The sequence below is a fragment of the Ruegeria sp. AL7 genome, assembly GCF_056536105.1.
On record NZ_JBQFJF010000001.1, the window covers coordinates 1,326,975 to 1,343,176 of the forward strand.

19 protein-coding genes and 2 pseudogenes are annotated in these 16,202 nt (G+C 62.1%); 2 read left to right on the top strand and 19 right to left on the bottom strand.

Features of this window, described 5'->3' with window-relative positions; translation table 11 throughout:
* Positions 1 to 1,314 (top strand): pyruvate dehydrogenase complex dihydrolipoamide acetyltransferase, encoded by a 1,314-nt coding sequence (locus ACR3E2_RS06620; RefSeq protein ID WP_480480425.1) that lies wholly within the window; start codon positions 1 to 3, stop codon positions 1,312 to 1,314.
* 71 nt (positions 1,315 to 1,385) lie between these two features.
* Here ACR3E2_RS06620 and cysE read toward each other — a convergent pair whose 3' ends face one another.
* The gene (cysE, locus tag ACR3E2_RS06625) at positions 1,386 to 2,195 is read right to left on the bottom strand and encodes a serine O-acetyltransferase (protein WP_267364267.1); all 810 of its coding nucleotides are present in this window, start codon (positions 2,193 to 2,195) and stop codon (positions 1,386 to 1,388) included.
* Between the two features lie 27 nt (positions 2,196 to 2,222).
* On the opposite strand from cysE, the gene ACR3E2_RS06630 reads away from it, so the two are divergent.
* Positions 2,223 to 2,618 (top strand): TraR/DksA family transcriptional regulator, encoded by a 396-nt coding sequence (locus ACR3E2_RS06630; RefSeq protein WP_480492701.1) that lies wholly within the window; start codon positions 2,223 to 2,225, stop codon positions 2,616 to 2,618.
* Here the strand turns inward: ACR3E2_RS06630 and ACR3E2_RS06635 are convergent.
* From ACR3E2_RS06635 to ACR3E2_RS06720, 18 genes and pseudogenes are all read right to left on the bottom strand, one after another.
* Positions 2,599 to 2,895, bottom strand: a complete 297-nt coding sequence (locus tag ACR3E2_RS06635) for a DUF7742 family protein (RefSeq protein ID WP_480480421.1) — start codon at positions 2,893 to 2,895, stop codon at positions 2,599 to 2,601. The genes ACR3E2_RS06630 and ACR3E2_RS06635 overlap by 20 nt on opposite strands.
* 8 nt (positions 2,896 to 2,903) lie before the next feature.
* Positions 2,904 to 5,519, bottom strand: a pseudogene (locus tag ACR3E2_RS06640) (baseplate multidomain protein megatron); the annotation flags it as partial.
* 162 nt (positions 5,520 to 5,681) lie between these two features.
* Positions 5,682 to 7,013 (bottom strand): annotated as a pseudogene (locus ACR3E2_RS06645) (baseplate multidomain protein megatron); the annotation flags it as partial.
* The gene (locus ACR3E2_RS06650) at positions 7,013 to 7,459 is read right to left on the bottom strand and encodes a C40 family peptidase (RefSeq protein WP_480480419.1); all 447 of its coding nucleotides are present in this window, start codon (positions 7,457 to 7,459) and stop codon (positions 7,013 to 7,015) included. The gene ACR3E2_RS06650 and the pseudogene ACR3E2_RS06645, both read right to left, overlap by 1 nt.
* On the bottom strand, positions 7,456 to 8,343 hold the full coding sequence (locus tag ACR3E2_RS06655) for a DUF2163 domain-containing protein (protein WP_480480417.1): 888 nt from the start codon (positions 8,341 to 8,343) through the stop codon (positions 7,456 to 7,458). The genes ACR3E2_RS06650 and ACR3E2_RS06655 overlap by 4 nt, the downstream gene beginning before the upstream one ends.
* Positions 8,343 to 8,975 carry a phage distal tail protein, Rcc01695 family gene (locus tag ACR3E2_RS06660; RefSeq protein ID WP_480480415.1) on the bottom strand — a complete coding sequence of 211 codons (633 nt, stop codon included), beginning with the start codon at positions 8,973 to 8,975 and terminating at the stop codon, positions 8,343 to 8,345. The genes ACR3E2_RS06655 and ACR3E2_RS06660 overlap by 1 nt, the downstream gene beginning before the upstream one ends.
* A 15-nt stretch (positions 8,976 to 8,990) precedes the next feature.
* Complete coding sequence (locus ACR3E2_RS06665; RefSeq protein WP_480480413.1) at positions 8,991 to 9,653, bottom strand: phage tail tape measure protein; 663 nt, start codon at positions 9,651 to 9,653, stop codon at positions 8,991 to 8,993.
* Complete coding sequence (locus ACR3E2_RS06670; protein ID WP_480480411.1) at positions 9,640 to 9,849, bottom strand: rcc01693 family protein; 210 nt, start codon at positions 9,847 to 9,849, stop codon at positions 9,640 to 9,642. The genes ACR3E2_RS06665 and ACR3E2_RS06670 overlap by 14 nt, the downstream gene beginning before the upstream one ends.
* Positions 9,846 to 10,166, bottom strand: coding sequence for a gene transfer agent family protein (locus ACR3E2_RS06675; RefSeq protein ID WP_267364992.1), 321 nt, complete (start codon positions 10,164 to 10,166; stop codon positions 9,846 to 9,848). The genes ACR3E2_RS06670 and ACR3E2_RS06675 overlap by 4 nt, the downstream gene beginning before the upstream one ends.
* Before the next feature lie 4 nt (positions 10,167 to 10,170).
* A complete protein-coding gene (locus ACR3E2_RS06680) occupies positions 10,171 to 10,584 on the bottom strand; it encodes a phage major tail protein, TP901-1 family (protein WP_267364994.1) in 414 nt (137 codons plus the stop codon).
* Positions 10,585 to 10,604: 20 nt separating this feature from the next.
* On the bottom strand, positions 10,605 to 11,018 hold the full coding sequence (locus ACR3E2_RS06685) for a DUF3168 domain-containing protein (RefSeq protein ID WP_480480409.1): 414 nt from the start codon (positions 11,016 to 11,018) through the stop codon (positions 10,605 to 10,607).
* The gene (locus ACR3E2_RS06690) at positions 11,015 to 11,353 is read right to left on the bottom strand and encodes a phage head closure protein (RefSeq protein WP_480480407.1); all 339 of its coding nucleotides are present in this window, start codon (positions 11,351 to 11,353) and stop codon (positions 11,015 to 11,017) included. The genes ACR3E2_RS06685 and ACR3E2_RS06690 overlap by 4 nt, the downstream gene beginning before the upstream one ends.
* Entirely contained in the window at positions 11,350 to 11,949 is a 600-nt protein-coding gene (locus tag ACR3E2_RS06695; RefSeq protein WP_480480405.1) for a head-tail connector protein, read from the bottom strand. Before ACR3E2_RS06695 ends, ACR3E2_RS06690 begins: the two co-directional genes overlap by 4 nt.
* A gap of 171 nt (positions 11,950 to 12,120) precedes the next feature.
* On the bottom strand, positions 12,121 to 13,299 hold the full coding sequence (locus ACR3E2_RS06700) for a phage major capsid protein (protein WP_267365002.1): 1,179 nt from the start codon (positions 13,297 to 13,299) through the stop codon (positions 12,121 to 12,123).
* Positions 13,300 to 13,334: 35 nt separating this feature from the next.
* Positions 13,335 to 13,892, bottom strand: a complete 558-nt coding sequence (locus ACR3E2_RS06705) for an HK97 family phage prohead protease (protein WP_480480403.1) — start codon at positions 13,890 to 13,892, stop codon at positions 13,335 to 13,337.
* A 14-nt stretch (positions 13,893 to 13,906) separates the two neighbouring features.
* Positions 13,907 to 14,125: a GTA head formation protein, RCAP_rcc01685 family gene (locus ACR3E2_RS06710; RefSeq protein ID WP_480480401.1), complete on the bottom strand. Its 219-nt coding sequence runs from the start codon at positions 14,123 to 14,125 to the stop codon at positions 13,907 to 13,909.
* Positions 14,118 to 15,281 carry a phage portal protein gene (locus ACR3E2_RS06715; protein WP_267365008.1) on the bottom strand — a complete coding sequence of 388 codons (1,164 nt, stop codon included), beginning with the start codon at positions 15,279 to 15,281 and terminating at the stop codon, positions 14,118 to 14,120. The genes ACR3E2_RS06710 and ACR3E2_RS06715 overlap by 8 nt, the downstream gene beginning before the upstream one ends.
* A gap of 115 nt (positions 15,282 to 15,396) precedes the next feature.
* On the bottom strand, positions 15,397 to 16,089 hold the full coding sequence (locus tag ACR3E2_RS06720; RefSeq protein ID WP_480480399.1) for a hypothetical protein: 693 nt from the start codon (positions 16,087 to 16,089) through the stop codon (positions 15,397 to 15,399).
* Positions 16,090 to 16,202 lie beyond the last annotated feature (113 nt).

Below are 16,202 nucleotides of genomic sequence, written 5' to 3' on the forward strand. Positions count from 1 at the left end.
ATGCCTACAGAAATTCTGATGCCCGCCCTGTCCCCGACGATGGAGGAAGGCACGCTCGCCAAATGGCTGGTCAAGGAAGGCGACACCGTCTCCTCCGGTGACCTGCTGGCCGAGATCGAAACCGACAAGGCCACGATGGAGTTCGAGGCCGTTGACGAAGGCACCATCGGCAAGATCCTGATCCCCGAGGGGACCGAAGGGGTCAAGGTCAACACCGCCATCGCGGTTCTGCTGGAAGATGGCGAAAGCGCCGATGACATTGGCACGGCCCCGGCTGCAGCCACGGCGGCTGCCCCCGCAGCCGTCGCGGGCAACGAGGCTGCCGCGCCGGCGGCACCCGAGGCGGCCGCCCCTGCCCCGGCCGCTCCGGCCAAGGCTGATGGTGGTCGGATTTTTGCCTCGCCTCTGGCCCGCCGGATTGCTGCGCAAAAAGGTCTCGACCTGACGCAGATTGCCGGTTCCGGCCCGCATGGTCGCATCGTCAAGGTTGATGTTGAAGGCGCAACTGCCACCGCTCCGGCAGCAGCTCCTGCCACTGCTCCCGCCGCCGCCGCGCCCGCAGCTGCCCCAGCAGCTCCGTCTGGTCCATCGGCGGATATGGTCGCGCGGATGTACGAAGGCCGCCCGTACGAGGAAATCAAGCTCGACGGTATGCGCAAAACCATCGCCGCACGTCTGGGCGAGGCCAAACAGACCATTCCGCATTTCTACCTGCGCCGCGATATCAAGCTTGATGCGCTGCTGAATTTCCGTGGTCAGTTGAACAAGCAACTCGAAGGCCGCGGCGTCAAGCTAAGCGTCAATGACTTCATCATCAAGGCTGTCGCCAACGCGTTGCAGCAGGTTCCGGCTTGTAATGCCGTCTGGGCAGGTGACCGGGTGCTGCAACTGAAACCGTCAGATGTGGCTGTTGCCGTCGCAATCGAAGGCGGGTTGTTCACGCCGGTCCTGCAAGATGCTGACATGAAATCCCTGTCAGCCCTTTCGACCGAGATGAAAGACCTTGCCGCCCGCGCACGCGAACGCAAGCTGGCTCCGCATGAATATCAGGGCGGCACCTTTGCCATCTCGAACCTGGGCATGTTCGGCATCGACAATTTCGACGCCATCGTGAACCCGCCCCATGCCGGTATTCTGGCCGTCGGCACCGGCGTCAAGAAACCGGTTGTCGGGGATGATGGCGAGCTGACCGTGGCAACGGTGATGTCTGTCACCATGTCCGTTGATCACCGGGTCATCGACGGCGCGCTGGGGGCCGAGCTGCTCAAGGCCATTGTCGACAATCTGGAAAACCCGATGGTCATGCTGGCGTAAGCCATACCGAGCTCGCAAAAAAAAGGCCGCCTCGAATATCAAGGCGGCCTTTTTTGTTAGTTCAAATCAACCTACTGATCTTTGCCCAGCATGTGATCCATCGAGATCGACGGCTGATCGCATCCGGCCTCGCCCACGATCTTGGCCGGGATACCGGCAACGGTCTTGCACGGCGGAACGTCCTGCAACACCACCGAACCGGCGGCGATACGACTGCAATGGCCGACCTTGATGTTGCCCAGAACCTTTGCCCCGGCCCCGATCAGAACACCGTCTCCGATTTTGGGATGGCGGTCTTCCTCTTCCTTGCCGGTTCCGCCCAGCGTCACCGAATGCAGCATCGACACGTTGTCTCCGACCACGGCGGTTTCACCGATGACGATGGAATGGGCGTGGTCGATCATGATCCCCTTGCCGATCCTCGCGGCCGGGTGAATATCGATGCCGAAAATCTCCGACGATCGCATCTGGAAGAAATAGGCCAGATCATAACGCCCCTTGCGCCACAGCCAATGCGCGACGCGATAGGCCTGCATGGCCTGATAGCCCTTGAAATACAGAATGGGCTGCAACAACCGATGGCAGGCCGGATCACGCTCGTAAACCGCCATCAGATCGGCGCGGGCGGCTTCCAGCAAACCGGGATCGTTTGCATAAGCCTCGTCCACGATCTCGCGCAGAACCATCATCGACATTTCGTTCGAACACAGCTTGGCCGCGATCCGATAGGACAGTGCACGCTCAAGGCTGCGGTGATGCAGGATACAGGCGTGCACAAGCCCGCCCATAAGCGGCTCTGTCTCGACGGCTGCTTGGGCCTCGGATGTGATACGGTTCCAGACCGGATCGACCGGTGTCACGGGGCTGCGTTTTTCAAACATAGCTTTTGATCCTTTGCTGCGCCTAGAATGCCATTTAGTGGCAAAAAGGCCAAACGCAAACCCGTGATCCGCGATACAACGAAAATGAATGAGTCCGAACGCGCATATTTTGAAACACGAATTCACGAGCGTCTGGCCGAACTGGATCAATTGTCCGCATCAGGCCAGCAGGCTCAGGCCGTTGTTGAACTGGATCAGCAGGCGGTTGGTCGGCTCAGCCTTATGGATGCGTTGCAAAACCAGGCGATGGCAAAGGCGCAACAGGTGAATCGCAATGTCGAAACCCGCCGCCTTCAGGTCGCGTTAAAGCGTCTGGACGAGGGGGAATACGGCTATTGCGAGGATTGCGGCGACCGTATTCCCGATGGGCGATTGTATCTGGATCTGGCCGCCAGCAAATGCGTCAGCTGCGCAACTGGGTGATCAGAAACTCGGCAAGATGGTGCAAAACCAGCGAGAAACACTGACAATATTGCAAATCGTCAAACCCCGGCTCATCGGCCAGCACCCGGTTGCGCGCAACCGCCATCAACGATCCGTTGCCGTAAACCGGATGCAGCCGACCCGTGCGTGCGCGGTGATTGTCGGCCAGTTCCGCCTCATGGATCATCCGGACGCATAAGCGGGTCCGCTCTGGCGGCGGCGCCGCCAACAAGGCGCGCGCCGCGGCACTTACATCACCGTGCAATAGCGGTCGCATCGGGCCGCTTACCCGACAACCAGTTGCGCCATCGCACCGGGGCCGTAAATGGCCGACACCTGCGCAATCCCGACCTCATATGACCCGGTCAGACCATCTGCCGCCTTCAATGCCGCCGAATAGGACCACCCTGGCAGGGATGTCATCTCTTCACGGACAAGGGTTCCCCCAGCAAAGACACGCACAAGATAGGATTCGCTTTCCTCGCCCAGTGGAACCTCCAGCCCTGACCAGTCATCCCCATCCAACCGGGTGCGCCGCACCCAGGTCAGGTGATCGCCGGTTGCGTCGGATCGCACCCGGAGGTGAACCGGGGAAAACGGGCGCAAACCATTGCCGTCGAATGAGGCGATCAGGTGCTGGTAAGCCGGATCATCGTAACCACGGGTCGCCGGGCCGATGCGATAGTGTTTGGCCAATCCCCGCTCGTTGCGCAACAGGTTGGTCTGCTGCACCTGATCGTTCAGCAACACGAATATGGACCCGTCCGGCCAGACATCCGGCATCAGGGCATCCGACCCCAACTGGCCTCTCAACCGCCCGGACAACGCGTAAACGCCGGGGGACTCAAGCGTGGCATCCGAGAACTGGAACACCTCCCAGTTGCCGGGTGTTCCGTCGCCGATGGCCGCCAGATTGACACCGTTCAGAACCGCGCCACGCGGACGCGATTCCAACTGACCGGCCAACAGCCGCACCTTCACGGCCGGGCCTTCGTCCCAGACGCCGATACTGGCGCGCCTCAGCGGTGTTTCGGTCACGCCCACAATGGCCTGACCGGGGATCACATCACTCAGGCTGTACCCCTCATCGGTTGAGGAGGAATAAACCGTCGCGGCCCCCGGCCAGGGATCAGCGGTCACCGCAAGATAAGGTGCATGCGGGACCTCTGCCCCGGTGATCAGCGGCAGGTCCAGAAACATCGGCAGCACGGGAACGGGCGCGGCATAGGGTCTGACAACCGCCGGGTCGTCGCGCAATTGCGATGCCTTATACACGCCCTGTTCAACCCGAACCGCCTCGACCAGTTGCAGATCGGCCGATTCCAGTCGGTCAATCCGGTAAAGGGGGCTGTTTTCGGTTTCTGACAACCGCACCAGATCACCTGCGCCCAGATGCAGCAGCGATGGCGGCAAGGCAAACCGCACCGTATCGCGGGAAACACGGGCCTCGCTCAACCAGCGCTCAGCCGTTTGCCGGCCTTCGGTGCGTGTCATGGATAACGGCATCTCATTGACCGAGACAGAATGCGTGCTGTCCTCGGGCAGAACTGCCTCTTCCGCAACCAGATCGTGATCCGCATCCGACTGGACAAAGCGCAGGCGCACGCGGCCCGTCATCTCGGCCTCGGCTTCACGCCGGTGTTCAACCGTGCCATCCAGATCACCGCTGATCGCCAGATGATCGGGGTTCAGGGCAATCGCGCCATAGCCATCCCGCATCTGAAAGCGCAAGATGCCGTTCCGTTCGATCGCGTCGAACCCATAGCGCAGCATCAGCGGCTGCAAAGCCGACCGCGCATTTGTCACATCTTCGATGACATATCCCCGAACCACGCCATAAAGCCCGGTAACATCGATATCTGTCACCCCTGCCGCGTGGCAAATTTCAGTCACGACCGAGGCCAGCGTCCGCGAGCCGGACCGGCCGTTCAGCCAATGCCCCCGGTCATAGTTTGACCCATCATCCCACTGGCTTCGCAGATTTGGAAAGGTCGGAAACGGGCGGGTATCCCACGCCCAGACATAGGCATTCGCCAGGTCCAGCATTGGTCCGCCATAGACTTGCGACACCGGGTTGACGTTCGGGTCGCTCCAATATCCAAGGGTCGCCGCCAGGTACTGAACCTGAATGAAATCGTCACGCAGCCCGTTTGAATATGCAGGCAACAGCGATTCAGACGATTTCGGATCCAGAAACTTGTTCGGCTGGTTCGTGCCCTTGTCGATTGCCGCACATCCCAACTCGGTAAACCAGATCGGCTTTGATCCGGGCACCCAGTCGGTCGGATTGGGCTGACGAACACCGCCGATCCGCTCGTGATGCAGATTTGACCACCAGCCGCGCATGTCCTTGTAGCGCCAGACCCATGGCTCATCATGCTCCTGATCTTCGATGGGCGTTCTGATCTGTGCCTCGGCCTCTTCCGGCGCGGCATAATACCAGTCATACCCCTCGCCCCCCTCGATATTGCCGCGCAGATACCCAAGGTCGTAGACCGACGGCGCACCTGCCTCGGCGTCCACGTGGTTTTCTCCATCACGCCAGTCAGACAAAGGCACGTAGTTGTCGATGCCAATGAAATCGATGTTATCATCCGCCCATAACGGGTCGAGGTGAAAATACCTGTCTCCGCTTCCATCCGGCTGGTATCCGAAATACTCGCTCCAATCCGCCGCATAGCCGATCTTGGTGTCCGGGCCCAGAATCTGGCGCACCTCTGCCGCCAGCGCACGCAGTTGCGCAACGGCGGGAAACCCCGAGGCCCCGCGGATCTGGGTCAGGCCACGCATCTCGGACGAGATACAGAAGGATGACACCCCACCAGCCGCTTTGCACAACATGGCATAGTGCAGAATGAACCGGCGCAGGCCCCATTCCTGCGGGCCAGAGTATTTGACGATCTTCGTGGCCGGAACCGGACCATTGCCAAGCAAGCCGCCAAACGTGCCGCCACCGTTTACCCATTGCAAATCGCCAGGCCCGCGATCATCCGGCCGCCCGCCAAGCACCGGGCCCGAGCCACTGCTGCCGCTGCCGCCGCCGATGTCCACCGGGGCGTCAAAACCTTCGTTGATCGTAAAATCCGCAGCACTTGCCGTCCCAAAGAACGCGGCCACCTGCGCGTCCGCCGCCGCGGTCTGATCAGCAGACCCCGCGCGCCCCGGCGCCACATCCAGCGTGATCCGTCCCCGCCAAGGCAGGTGGGGCTGACTTGTGGCCTCTGACCAGGGATCGGGCAGCCCGTTTCCCTGCAATTGCTCCATTAGGATGAACGGATAGAACATGACCCGTTTTCCCGACTGGTTGAGGTGTCGGATCGCCTCGACCACCGCCGGGTCTGCGGGTGTTCCGCCATAGACCGGGCGGCCGTCCTGCCGCGCGACCTGGCCCGCCGTGCTGCGGACCTGATCCGACACGATCCACGGCATGTTGCGGCTGTCCGTGTCGCTCTGTTCGACCTTGGGCCGGATCCTGCATGTGCCGCATCTCAGATCGTCACCGAACCACGAAACCACCAACGAGGCCGCGTCGCAATTTGGCAGTTCGGTCTCCAGTGCACGGGTCGAGCTCACAAGATCCGATACACCCGACGCGGAATGCACATTGGCCGCCCAGCTTGTCCCGGATTGCGTATAATTCACCTGCGAACGGGCCAGCGCATACTCGCCCGTACCCGGAATCACCGCCACGCCCCGCACGATCTGCGGCAGGGCGCTTGGGTAATCCGGCATGTCGCGCTGCGCGGGGCGCACCACCTCGAACGAGAACTGCGGCACCCGGTTGCCAAAACTCGCAAGCGGGAAATCCTCGATCACGACATAGGCTGTACCGCGATAGGCCGGCACCGTACCCGCCCCTTCGATTGCTTCGATCAGGGGATCGGGCAACTGATCCTGCGTGCCGTGATAGATGCGCATGTTCAGCCCGGATCGGTCCTGTTCTTCCCCGTCTGCCCAGATGCGCCCGACATCGGCGATCTCGCCTGCACCAACGGCAATGGCCAGCGAAATCGAATAGCTGTAGCTGACGGTGGTCACTTCGGGGGCCTTGGGTTTGCCTTTGCCCCCGCCTCCGCCGCCCTGCGTTTCCCGGGTCTCGGTCTCAAGAAAGTCCGACGCCCAGATGACCTGACCACCCACGCGCATACGCCCAAAGACCGTGGTCACCGGTGCACCCTCGCCGGTTTCCGTCAGCCTGAACCGGTCCATGCGGCCTGTTTCGACGACTTCGCTGCCACTGCCCATGACGGACTGGCTGAAGAACCTCTGGTCGATGACCCGCCCAACCGTCGCGCCAATGGCCCGGCCGATGATCGCGGTGGACAGGCCCGCGACCGTTCCGCCAATTGACCCGCCCAGCGCCGCCCCGGCTGCGGAAAGAAGAATAGTAGCCATCAGAGCACCTCCAACGGGAATTCGAAACAGGAAACGACCCTGCGGCGCCATGGGCCGCTCAGCGCGTTCTCGACGACGCCATGGCCGGAATAGGCGTGAATGAACCTTGGTTCCGGGCCTGCGACGCTGACGATGCCAAGATGTTTGGCCACGCTGCCATCGCGCATCCGGAACAGCAGCACATCTGCGACCGCAAAATCGGCGGCCGGTTTTTCGACCAGATGCCGCCGCGCCGCCGCCCACATGCGTTCCTCGCCCTGCGGCTCGGACCAGTCCAGACTGTAGACCGGAACCGCCTCGGGCTCCTGCCCGATCACGGCGCGCCAGACGCCGCGCAGCAGGCCCAGACAATCCGTGCCCGCCCCCTTGGTCGAGGCCTGATGCACATAAGGCGTCCCCAGCCAGCTACGCGCTTCTGCGACAATATCCTGCCTGTGTATCGTCACCTCAGGCTCCCTCCGCTGTTGGCTTTGCTCTGTTTGGGAACGGCCATCACCCAGTCTTCGCCCGGAAGATCGGGAAAGCCCTGAAAGTTCAGCAGGTTGTTGAACTTCAAACGACAGGTCTCCATGCGTTTGTCGCACCCCGCCCGCAGCCTGACCGTGTCACCCCGCACCAGGCTTTCCCCGAAACCGGACCAGAGCGTGATCTGCCGCCCGTCCGCCACCTGCTGGTCATGCTTGACTGATGACCAGAGCCCCTTCGCCGCTCCCGACACAACGTCGACCCTGCCGCGTTCGAACCAGCCGTCATCGATGGTTGCCCCGCCCGCAACAAGCAGAACGGTTCCGCCATCAAAACCGGTGACGGCGCCCTCAATCCAATAGCCGGGCGTATCCATGTCGAACCGACAGGTCCGGTCCCCCAATACGGCAGTACAAGGCTTCTGATACACGCGCCCCAACGGGCGGTTCAGCAAATCTGTCAGGCCACGCAACTCGGCGTGGAATGCACCGCCTGCGCGCCGCAATTCCCCGATCGAGCCCCGGAACTGAAGGATACGCTGATCCGGGTCGGCCCAGTTGACCAGCCACGCGCGCACTTCGGCCCCGTCGAACCGCCCCGCCTCGATATCCTCCTCGCGAATGGCCGCATCCGACAGCGCGCCCATGGCTTCGGTGTTGTCAATGGACAGGCCGGTGGCCTGTTCGATGGCCGCCGCCGTCAATCCGGTGCTGGCCCGGAACGTCAATCCGTCAAAGCCAAGCTCCAGATCATGATCGGTGAACCCGTATTCCTGACCATCCCGGCGTCTGATCGCCCAACACCGGCACACGGTGGTCATTCCGCTTTGCAGATGCGCGTGCAGGCCCTGTTCATCCACAGCCATCAGACACGCACCTCGACCACAGGAACGTTCGGCGCCTCTCCGGCCTGAAAACTGGCGACGCTGGTATGGATCTTGTCGGTGTCAAACCGCACCGGTACATCGAATTCGAATCCGGCGGTGATATCCACCTCTTCCGGTGGCGGGTCGGCAAAGGTGATCCGGCCGGTTGCCAGATCAACCTCGAATTCCACACCCTCCCGGATCTCATCCTGATCCAGCCCCAGACGCACCGTCCCCAGCACCGGCTTGACGATGGGGCGGGCATAGCTGACCCCGCCCGAGCTATAGGTCTTGATCAGCTGAAACACAGTCCGCACACCGTCGCCGCGTGCGATAACCTGATCTCCGACATCGACATCCAGCGTGGCCTTGCCGGATTTGAAATCCGACCAGTCCTTCCAGCGAAACCCATATATCTGGCCCTGCCGCGCCTCGAAGAACGAAATCAGCGTCTCGATATCGTCCAGCGAGCGCATCCCCAGCCCCGCATCATACCTGCGCCGGGAATGGGCCCAGGGCGTGTTGCGCTCTTCGAACCCGTTGGCCAGCGTCACAATATCCGTGCGCCGTTCGGGCCCCCCGACCGAGCCAAAGCTCAGGCTGGCGGGAAATCTCACCTCGTGGAAAGTCATCACCTGCTCCCTGATTTACCTGTTGCGATTGCCGCGCCCCAACGCACGGCTCATCTGTGCTGCAATCTGTCCCTGCGAGCGGCGGAACCCCTGCACATCCGGGGTCGTGATGTTCATCACCACATTCACCGAACGCCCGCCGCCCTGCGTGCGCACGCCCAGCTTGCCGTCCGCGCCGCGCGCCAGCGGCATGATCGCCTCAGGGCCGGCCTCGCCCATCAGCCCGGTGCCGCCCCGCATCGGAAACATCGTCGGGCTGCTGACCACGCCGCCATTGGCAAAGGGCATCACCCGGCCCTGGCTGAAACTGCCACCATCGGCAAAGGGCAGAAGACCCTGCACCAACCCGCCGACCGAGTTTGCCAGCAATCCGCCAAAATGGTCCGTCACCGGCTTGATTGCGGCGGCATAAGCCGTTTGGATCAGCGAGTTCTTCAGCACATCCAGCGCGCCCGACAGGCTCATCCCGTCCAGAACCACGCCATCGAACGCCTTGCGCAAACCGCTGGACATGCCCCGCTCCAACGTGGCGACATCCTTGCCGGTTTCCTCGAACGCGGCGCTGATCCGCTTCATCTGGCTGTCAAACGCCGCGGCCATCGTCGCAGCATCACCCAGGGCATCGCCCAGCGCTGCGCCCCGTTCCTGCAAGTCGTCAAACCCGTCACGATCCGTCATCACGCTCTCCTTGTTGCTTGTCCGGGAAGGCGGCCAGCAGCGCGTCAAGGCCTGCCCGGTTCATCGCGGGCATCCCGGCGCCCTGCCCCAGCATCAGCCGCAGTTCTGCCGGGGTCAGACGCCAGAACTGGTCCGGCGTCAGCCGCAGCCCCAGAAACCCGGCCCGCATCAGGGCGGGCCAGTCGAACCCGCTCATGTCGTTTCCGGCACCATAAAGGCGCGGGCCAGCAGCTCGGCCGCCGCTTTGGCCGCAGCCATCGGGCCGCCCTCGATTTCGGCATGAAGCAGGTCGGCGCGGCTGGTATCCCGGCCCCCGCCCCGCAATCCGGCAACGATCAGCGCCAGCACGTCACTGCTGGAATACGCGCCACCCTCGAACCGCTGCACCAGCTCGACCAGGGATCCGGTGTTCAGCTCCTGCTCCAGTTCCGCCAAAGCGCCCAGCGTCAGCTTGAGCACCCGCCGCTCTCCATCGATGGTCAGTGCCACCTCGCCCGTCCACGGATTGGCCATGCGATTACAGCGCCGTAAAGCTCAGCGCACCGGCGCTTGCCATGCTCATCTCATAGGTCGCCTCACCGTTGTGTGAGCCCGCATACTCGATGCCCGTCACCTGAAACGCCCCCTCGACAATGCCGAAATCGGGGATGATCACCTGAAACGCCGGGGTCTCGCCGTCAAAAAACAGCTGCCGCGCACGTTCGTCCGTACCTGCATCCTTGAACACGCCCGAGCCGGAAATCGAGGCCGATTTGACCCCCGCCCCCGACAACAGCTCGCGCCAACCCCCCTGACTTTCCAGACTGGTGACGTCCACGCTTTCGGCGTTGAAACTGATCCGCGTGGCCCGCAGGCCCGCAATGGTCTGGAACAGGCCCGTGCCGTTCATATCCACTTTGACCAAAAGGTCTTTTCCGTTCTGGGCAGCCATGTGCTCTCTCCGTTGATTGCTTAGTCGTCTTCCACGCGGGCGCGGAATCTCAGGTCGATCTGGCGGATGCTGCCGCTGGTCCCGGTCCGCCGAGCCGAGGCGCGCTCGAACCACAGCCCGACCAGATGCCCGCGGCTCAGAACCAGCGGCGCATTGTCCAGCGCGTCACACACCGCCCCAGCCAGCGTCTTTGCCGCGCCAAACCCGGCGGCTTCGGACACCACCGAAACCGTAAAGCGGTGGATCGCACCCGCGCCCGACCGGTCCGAAGCGTCGCGGACCTCTTCCGGGCCCAATGTCACATAGGTCTGCGGAACCGTTCCCGTCGGCACCGCGTCATAGATCGCGCCACCGGACTGGCCGCTGACATCCGCATCCCCGGTCAGGTGCTGAAACACCGCCGCCTGCAGGGCGGCTGATACGCCATAACTCATGCCGCCACCTCTTCATCCGCGAAACAGGTCAGGTACTGGCCGCGCGCGTCGCGCTCAGCCACGGCGCGGATGACGAAACGGCGATTGCCTTCGCGAAACCGCTGATCCGGCGCCGGGCGCATGGTCGATCCCTCGGGCGCGCCCCGCACCACGATGCGATACCCCACGCGCGAGACGGAAACGCCGGCGATCTGCCGTTCCGCGCCACTGCGCGCCGTGACCTCGGCCCACAGCGTTCCCAGCGCGGCCCATGCCTCGGTATATCCTCCGGCCCCGTCAGCGCTGCGCATCGGGGCCTCAAGGACCAGCTTGCGGTTCAGACGCGGCGTATTCATTGCACCACCCCCGCACCAAAGCGCACCATCCGATAGCGCTGGATCAGGCTGGTGACGCCAAACGGCATACACCCCGCGCCCAGCGCGGTCTCGTCCCGGTATTCGTAATAGTGCGCGGCCAGCAACAGTACCGCCTGGCCCAGATCGGCGGGCAAACCGGCCCAATCCGTGGCCATCCCGGCCGTGAAGGAGATCTTCACCGCACCCCCCGTTTCAATCGCAGGCAGGGCCGACCCGACCGGCCGCAACCGCGGGCGCTGGCCATCGCGTTCCAGCCGATACACCGCCGCATCCGCAACGGTTTCAGAACCTGCCGCATCGGTCAGCGTCACGGCCTGCACCGATGTCACCGGAGCAACCGGCAAAACCTCGCCCGACGGATCGCGCCAACCGCTCAGGCTCCATGAAAAGTCGCGCTCGATCAGAACCTTACCGGTGCGCGCCTCAATCGCGGCCATGGCCGCCCGCAGGAACCCCTTCAACACCTCGTTCTGAACGTCATCCTCGGCAAAGCCCCTGCCCAGCCGCAGATGCGCCTTGAACTGATCCACCGGCAGCGCCGCATCCGCGATGGCGGTTTCTTCGATCAACATCATCCATTCACTCCGCAATCTCGGACCCCACCGGGGGCCTCAGTCAGGAAAATGACGGGCACGCGCCGCCCCACGTTGCTCGGACGGAGGGGAGCAGCTAGACAACGCGGGGGATCTCACCCCGGCCCGCGCCCGCCGCCCGAGGGGCCGATGGCCCCCCGGATTCGCCACCGCTTAGGCGATGCCGAATTTCACCAGCTTGATGGCTGCAAAGTCGCTCACATCGCCGCCCACACGCTTGGTCGCATAAAACAGGACATGCGGCTTGGCGCTGAACGGGTCGCGCAGCACGCGCAGATCGGGGCGCTCGGCGATGGTGTAACCGGATTTGAAGTCGCCAAACGCGATCGAGAAGCTGTCCGAGGCCGCGTCCGGCATGTCCTCGGCAATCAGTACCGGATAGCCCATCAGGCGCGCGGGCTCACCGGCGGCCAGACCGTCCGACCACAGGAAACGGCCATCGCTGTCTTTCAGCTTGCGGATCACACCCGCCGTTTTCGAGTTCATGACGAATGTGCCATTGACCCGGTATTGCGCGCCCAGCGCATAAACCACATCGACAATCGCATCCGCATCGACGCCGCCATCGATGCCGGTGGCAACATACCCCAGGCTACCCCAGGACCATGTGTCATCGGAAACCGCACGGTGGATCATCAGACCCTTGGGTTTGTCCACACCGTCACCCGTGATAAAGGCCGCCGCCTCGGCACGGGCGAACTTGTCGGCAATCCGACCGGCCAGCCAGCCCTCGACATCGAACGCGCTGTCATCCAGCAAGCGCTGCGAGGCTTTGGGCAGCGCGCTCAACTCGTGCAGCGGGATCGAGATGCGATCGATCGACGGGGTTCCGGTTTCGGAAGTGGCCGAATTCTCATCTGCCCAGCCGGCACCGACATCGGTATGGTCGATCAGCACATCGAACGAATTCGCCTCGACATTCACCACCGACGCAATCGAACGGATCGACGCAGTTGCGTTCAGAACCGACTTGATCGTCTCGGCAGTCTGCGGATCGACCAGATACCCGCCATCGCTGTTGACGGCTGTGGACAGCGATTTGCTCTCCATCTCCAGCCCGCGCAACCCGTCATCCTCGCCCGAGCGCACATAGGCGTCGAACGCCTTCTGGTGCGGGGCACCGTCCAGGGTCGAGGCCGCAAGATGCGGGCGCGCCGCGATGGTTGATTTACGATCCAGCATGGTCAGTCGCTCTTCTGTCTGTTGCAATTTGGTTTTAACTTCAGCCTTCAGGCCCTTGAATTCATTCACGAAGCCAGCCATCGCCTGCTTCACCTCCTGAACCAGGGGCGCACCCTCTCCGGTCAAGGCCGGGATCTCGGTCTTGCTCATCAGCATGTCCTGTTTTTGGGTGGGTTTGAGGCGCGCTAGGTCCGCGCCAGCTCCTGCCGGGCGTGGTCAAACACCTCGGCAATACTGCGCCAGGTGTTCTCGGCGTCGGGGTCGCTCCCCTTTGCCGCCACCCGCGCACTGGGCAGCATCGGGAAGGTCACCAGCGACACCTCCCACAGCTCCAGTTCCGTCAGGACCCGCTGGCCCTTGTCATTCTTTACGGCCCGTTTGGTGCGATAGCCGATCGACAGGCCATCCATCGCACCCGCCCGGATCAGCTCGGCCGCTTCCCGGCCTTTCTGGGTGCTTTCCAGCAGGCGACCCTTGACCCACAGGCCCTTGTCGTCCTCGCGCACCTCGTCCCAGACACCAATGGGTTGCGCCGGGTCGTGCTGCCACAGCATCTTGACCCGCTGACCCGCCTTGGCGAGCCCCTCAAGCGAGGCGCGATAGGCCCCGCGTTGCACCGTATCACTGCCCTGATCGACTTGCCCGAACAGGCTGGCATAGCCTTCGATCATCGCATCCTCGGTCACTGACAGGATGTCACCGAACCCTGCGAACTTATGTTCTAAATCCATGAACTTCTCCATGTAACCCACTGAACTTATGGCGTTACCACCAGAAATGACTGAAACGCCTGCGCCAGGATCACTGCGGCCACGCCATAGACCGTCAGCCACAGCCGTTTCTCCAGCCTCTCCATCATCTCTTCGATCTGATCCAGCCGCCTGCACAGATGCGCGTGCTGGATCTCGGCCACCCGCTCATGCGCGGCCAGACGTAGCCCCGGCGCGCAGTCGAACGGCGGATACCCCTCAGCCATCGGCACGCTCCGGCAACCCCAGCAACCTGCGTTTTTCTACATCGCTCAGGAATTCCGCCCGGTTGACCCGCGCCCATTGCGCATCCCGCTCGGCGGACAGGGCCGTTACCTGATCCAGATCGGGTTTCAGGATCAGATCCTCACCGGTAAAGCCCGTCAGCCACTCCGACACCGCCGCCGCCACCCGCGTCACCAGGGGCAGCACGGTCAGGCGGTAAAACGCCCGGTTGGCCTCCTGATAGTTCGAATAGGTCGCGTCGCCCTGTATCCCCAGCAGCATCGGCGGGACCCCAAAGGCCAGCGCGATCTCGCGGGCGGCGGCTTCCTTGGTCTTCTGAAACTCCATGTCCGAGGGGGAAAAGCCCATCGGCTTCCAATCCAGCCCCCCCTCCAGAACCATCGGCCGACCCGCATTGCGCGCCCCGCGATAGTTCTGCTCGATCTCGTCGGACAAGCGGCGGAACTGCTCCTCGGCCATCATTCCGTGCCCATCACCGCCCTTCCACACCAGCGCCCCCGAGGGCCGCGCGGCATTGTCCAGCAGCGATTTCGACCACCGCGAGGCGCTGTTGTGCACATCAATCGCCGTCGCCGCCGCCTGCATCGGCGAGAACCCGTAGTGATCATCCTGCGGGTGGAACGTCTTGATATGACAGATGGCCTCGGCCGCGAACCGGTGCGTCTTGCCACCGACACTGTAATCATAGGCCTTGGGCCACCCATCCGCCCCCGGCACCACGCTCATCCGGTCCGAGCGCAGAACATGCAGCTCAACCGGCAGCCCGTCCTCAGCCTGCACCGCCTCGACATAAGCATTACCCGACAGCAGCAACTGCCCGAACAGGGCTTCCAGCATCTCTGCCCGCCCCTGCGCCGCATTCGGGCGTCGCAACAGGGCCAGGATCGGATGCGCATCGAAACGCTGCCCCTGACCCTGCAAAATCAAAGGCAGAGCCGCCGCCGATTCAGCAATCAGCTTGACCGACCGAAACCCCACCGGATTGCCCGAAAACCCCGTCCGCGTCAGCGACACCGTGTCCCGCGGGCTCCACGCCACGCGCCCGCCGGTCTGCCACGCCACCACAGGCCCCGTCGCGCTCGCCTTCGCCTCGGGCGCGCTCCCAGCCGATCCACGACGCAAGAAATCGAATACCATCTGTGCTCCTTTCTGCCGCCGCTCTGCCCGGCTTGTTGAAAGGAGTTATGACGGAAAGACGTTTAAGCCTTGGGAATGGGGCGTACGGGGGGAGGGCAACGGGTTGTCTAAAAGCTCATTGCTTTAGCGCATCCGCGTTTTTCTCAATCCGCCAACTATTTATCAGTTCAAGCAACCTACGTTCATATTGTTCCGCATCTAAGGGGCTTACGTCGAGGGACTTTACTCCATAATTCAGTTGTCCCATCTCAGTGTCGATTGTGGAACGACAACTTTCGCCGCCCGAATATGTGGTGCACGATGTTTCCCTATCTTCGCTAAGCACTCGATAGAATGGGAACGTAGTGTGCGCCAAGTAAAAGTATGTGTCTTCGCAATGTTCACCATTTTGTTTACGAGCGGGGCTCAAATCATCAATGCAGATTACAGCCATCAAAGCTGCGCCCGGCGCTTCATTGCCTAAACCAGAAGCGTATCCCCGCGGCACGCGAAACCCAACTTCGTCGACGTATTGAAACCTCCAAGGTTCGTCTTTGACCACATAAAAACCGACAAGCAGCACGATTGCGCCGCTTATCAAGATTATCAGCGGCGCAAAAACAAACCTTTCGACAACGTTGAACAAGACTGACGTCATGAGTAACAAGCCAAAAATTGCGCAAATTTTCGCCGCGAAGAACTTGTAGGCTATGCCAAAATTATTGACGTCATCGTGGAAGTCCCACATCGCGTGGCCGAAGAAATAGAGGGCGAGAACAAAGAAAAATATGCCCGAACTGATTGCCAACAAATACAGTTTTTTCTTCATGGATGCCTCAGTGAACTTACAAGTAGGAGCTATAAGCTCTTGTTTCAATTTGATTTTGAAGATCAAAACTCAAGATAGCCAAACCCGGTTAAATCAAAAGTTGTTAATGTGTC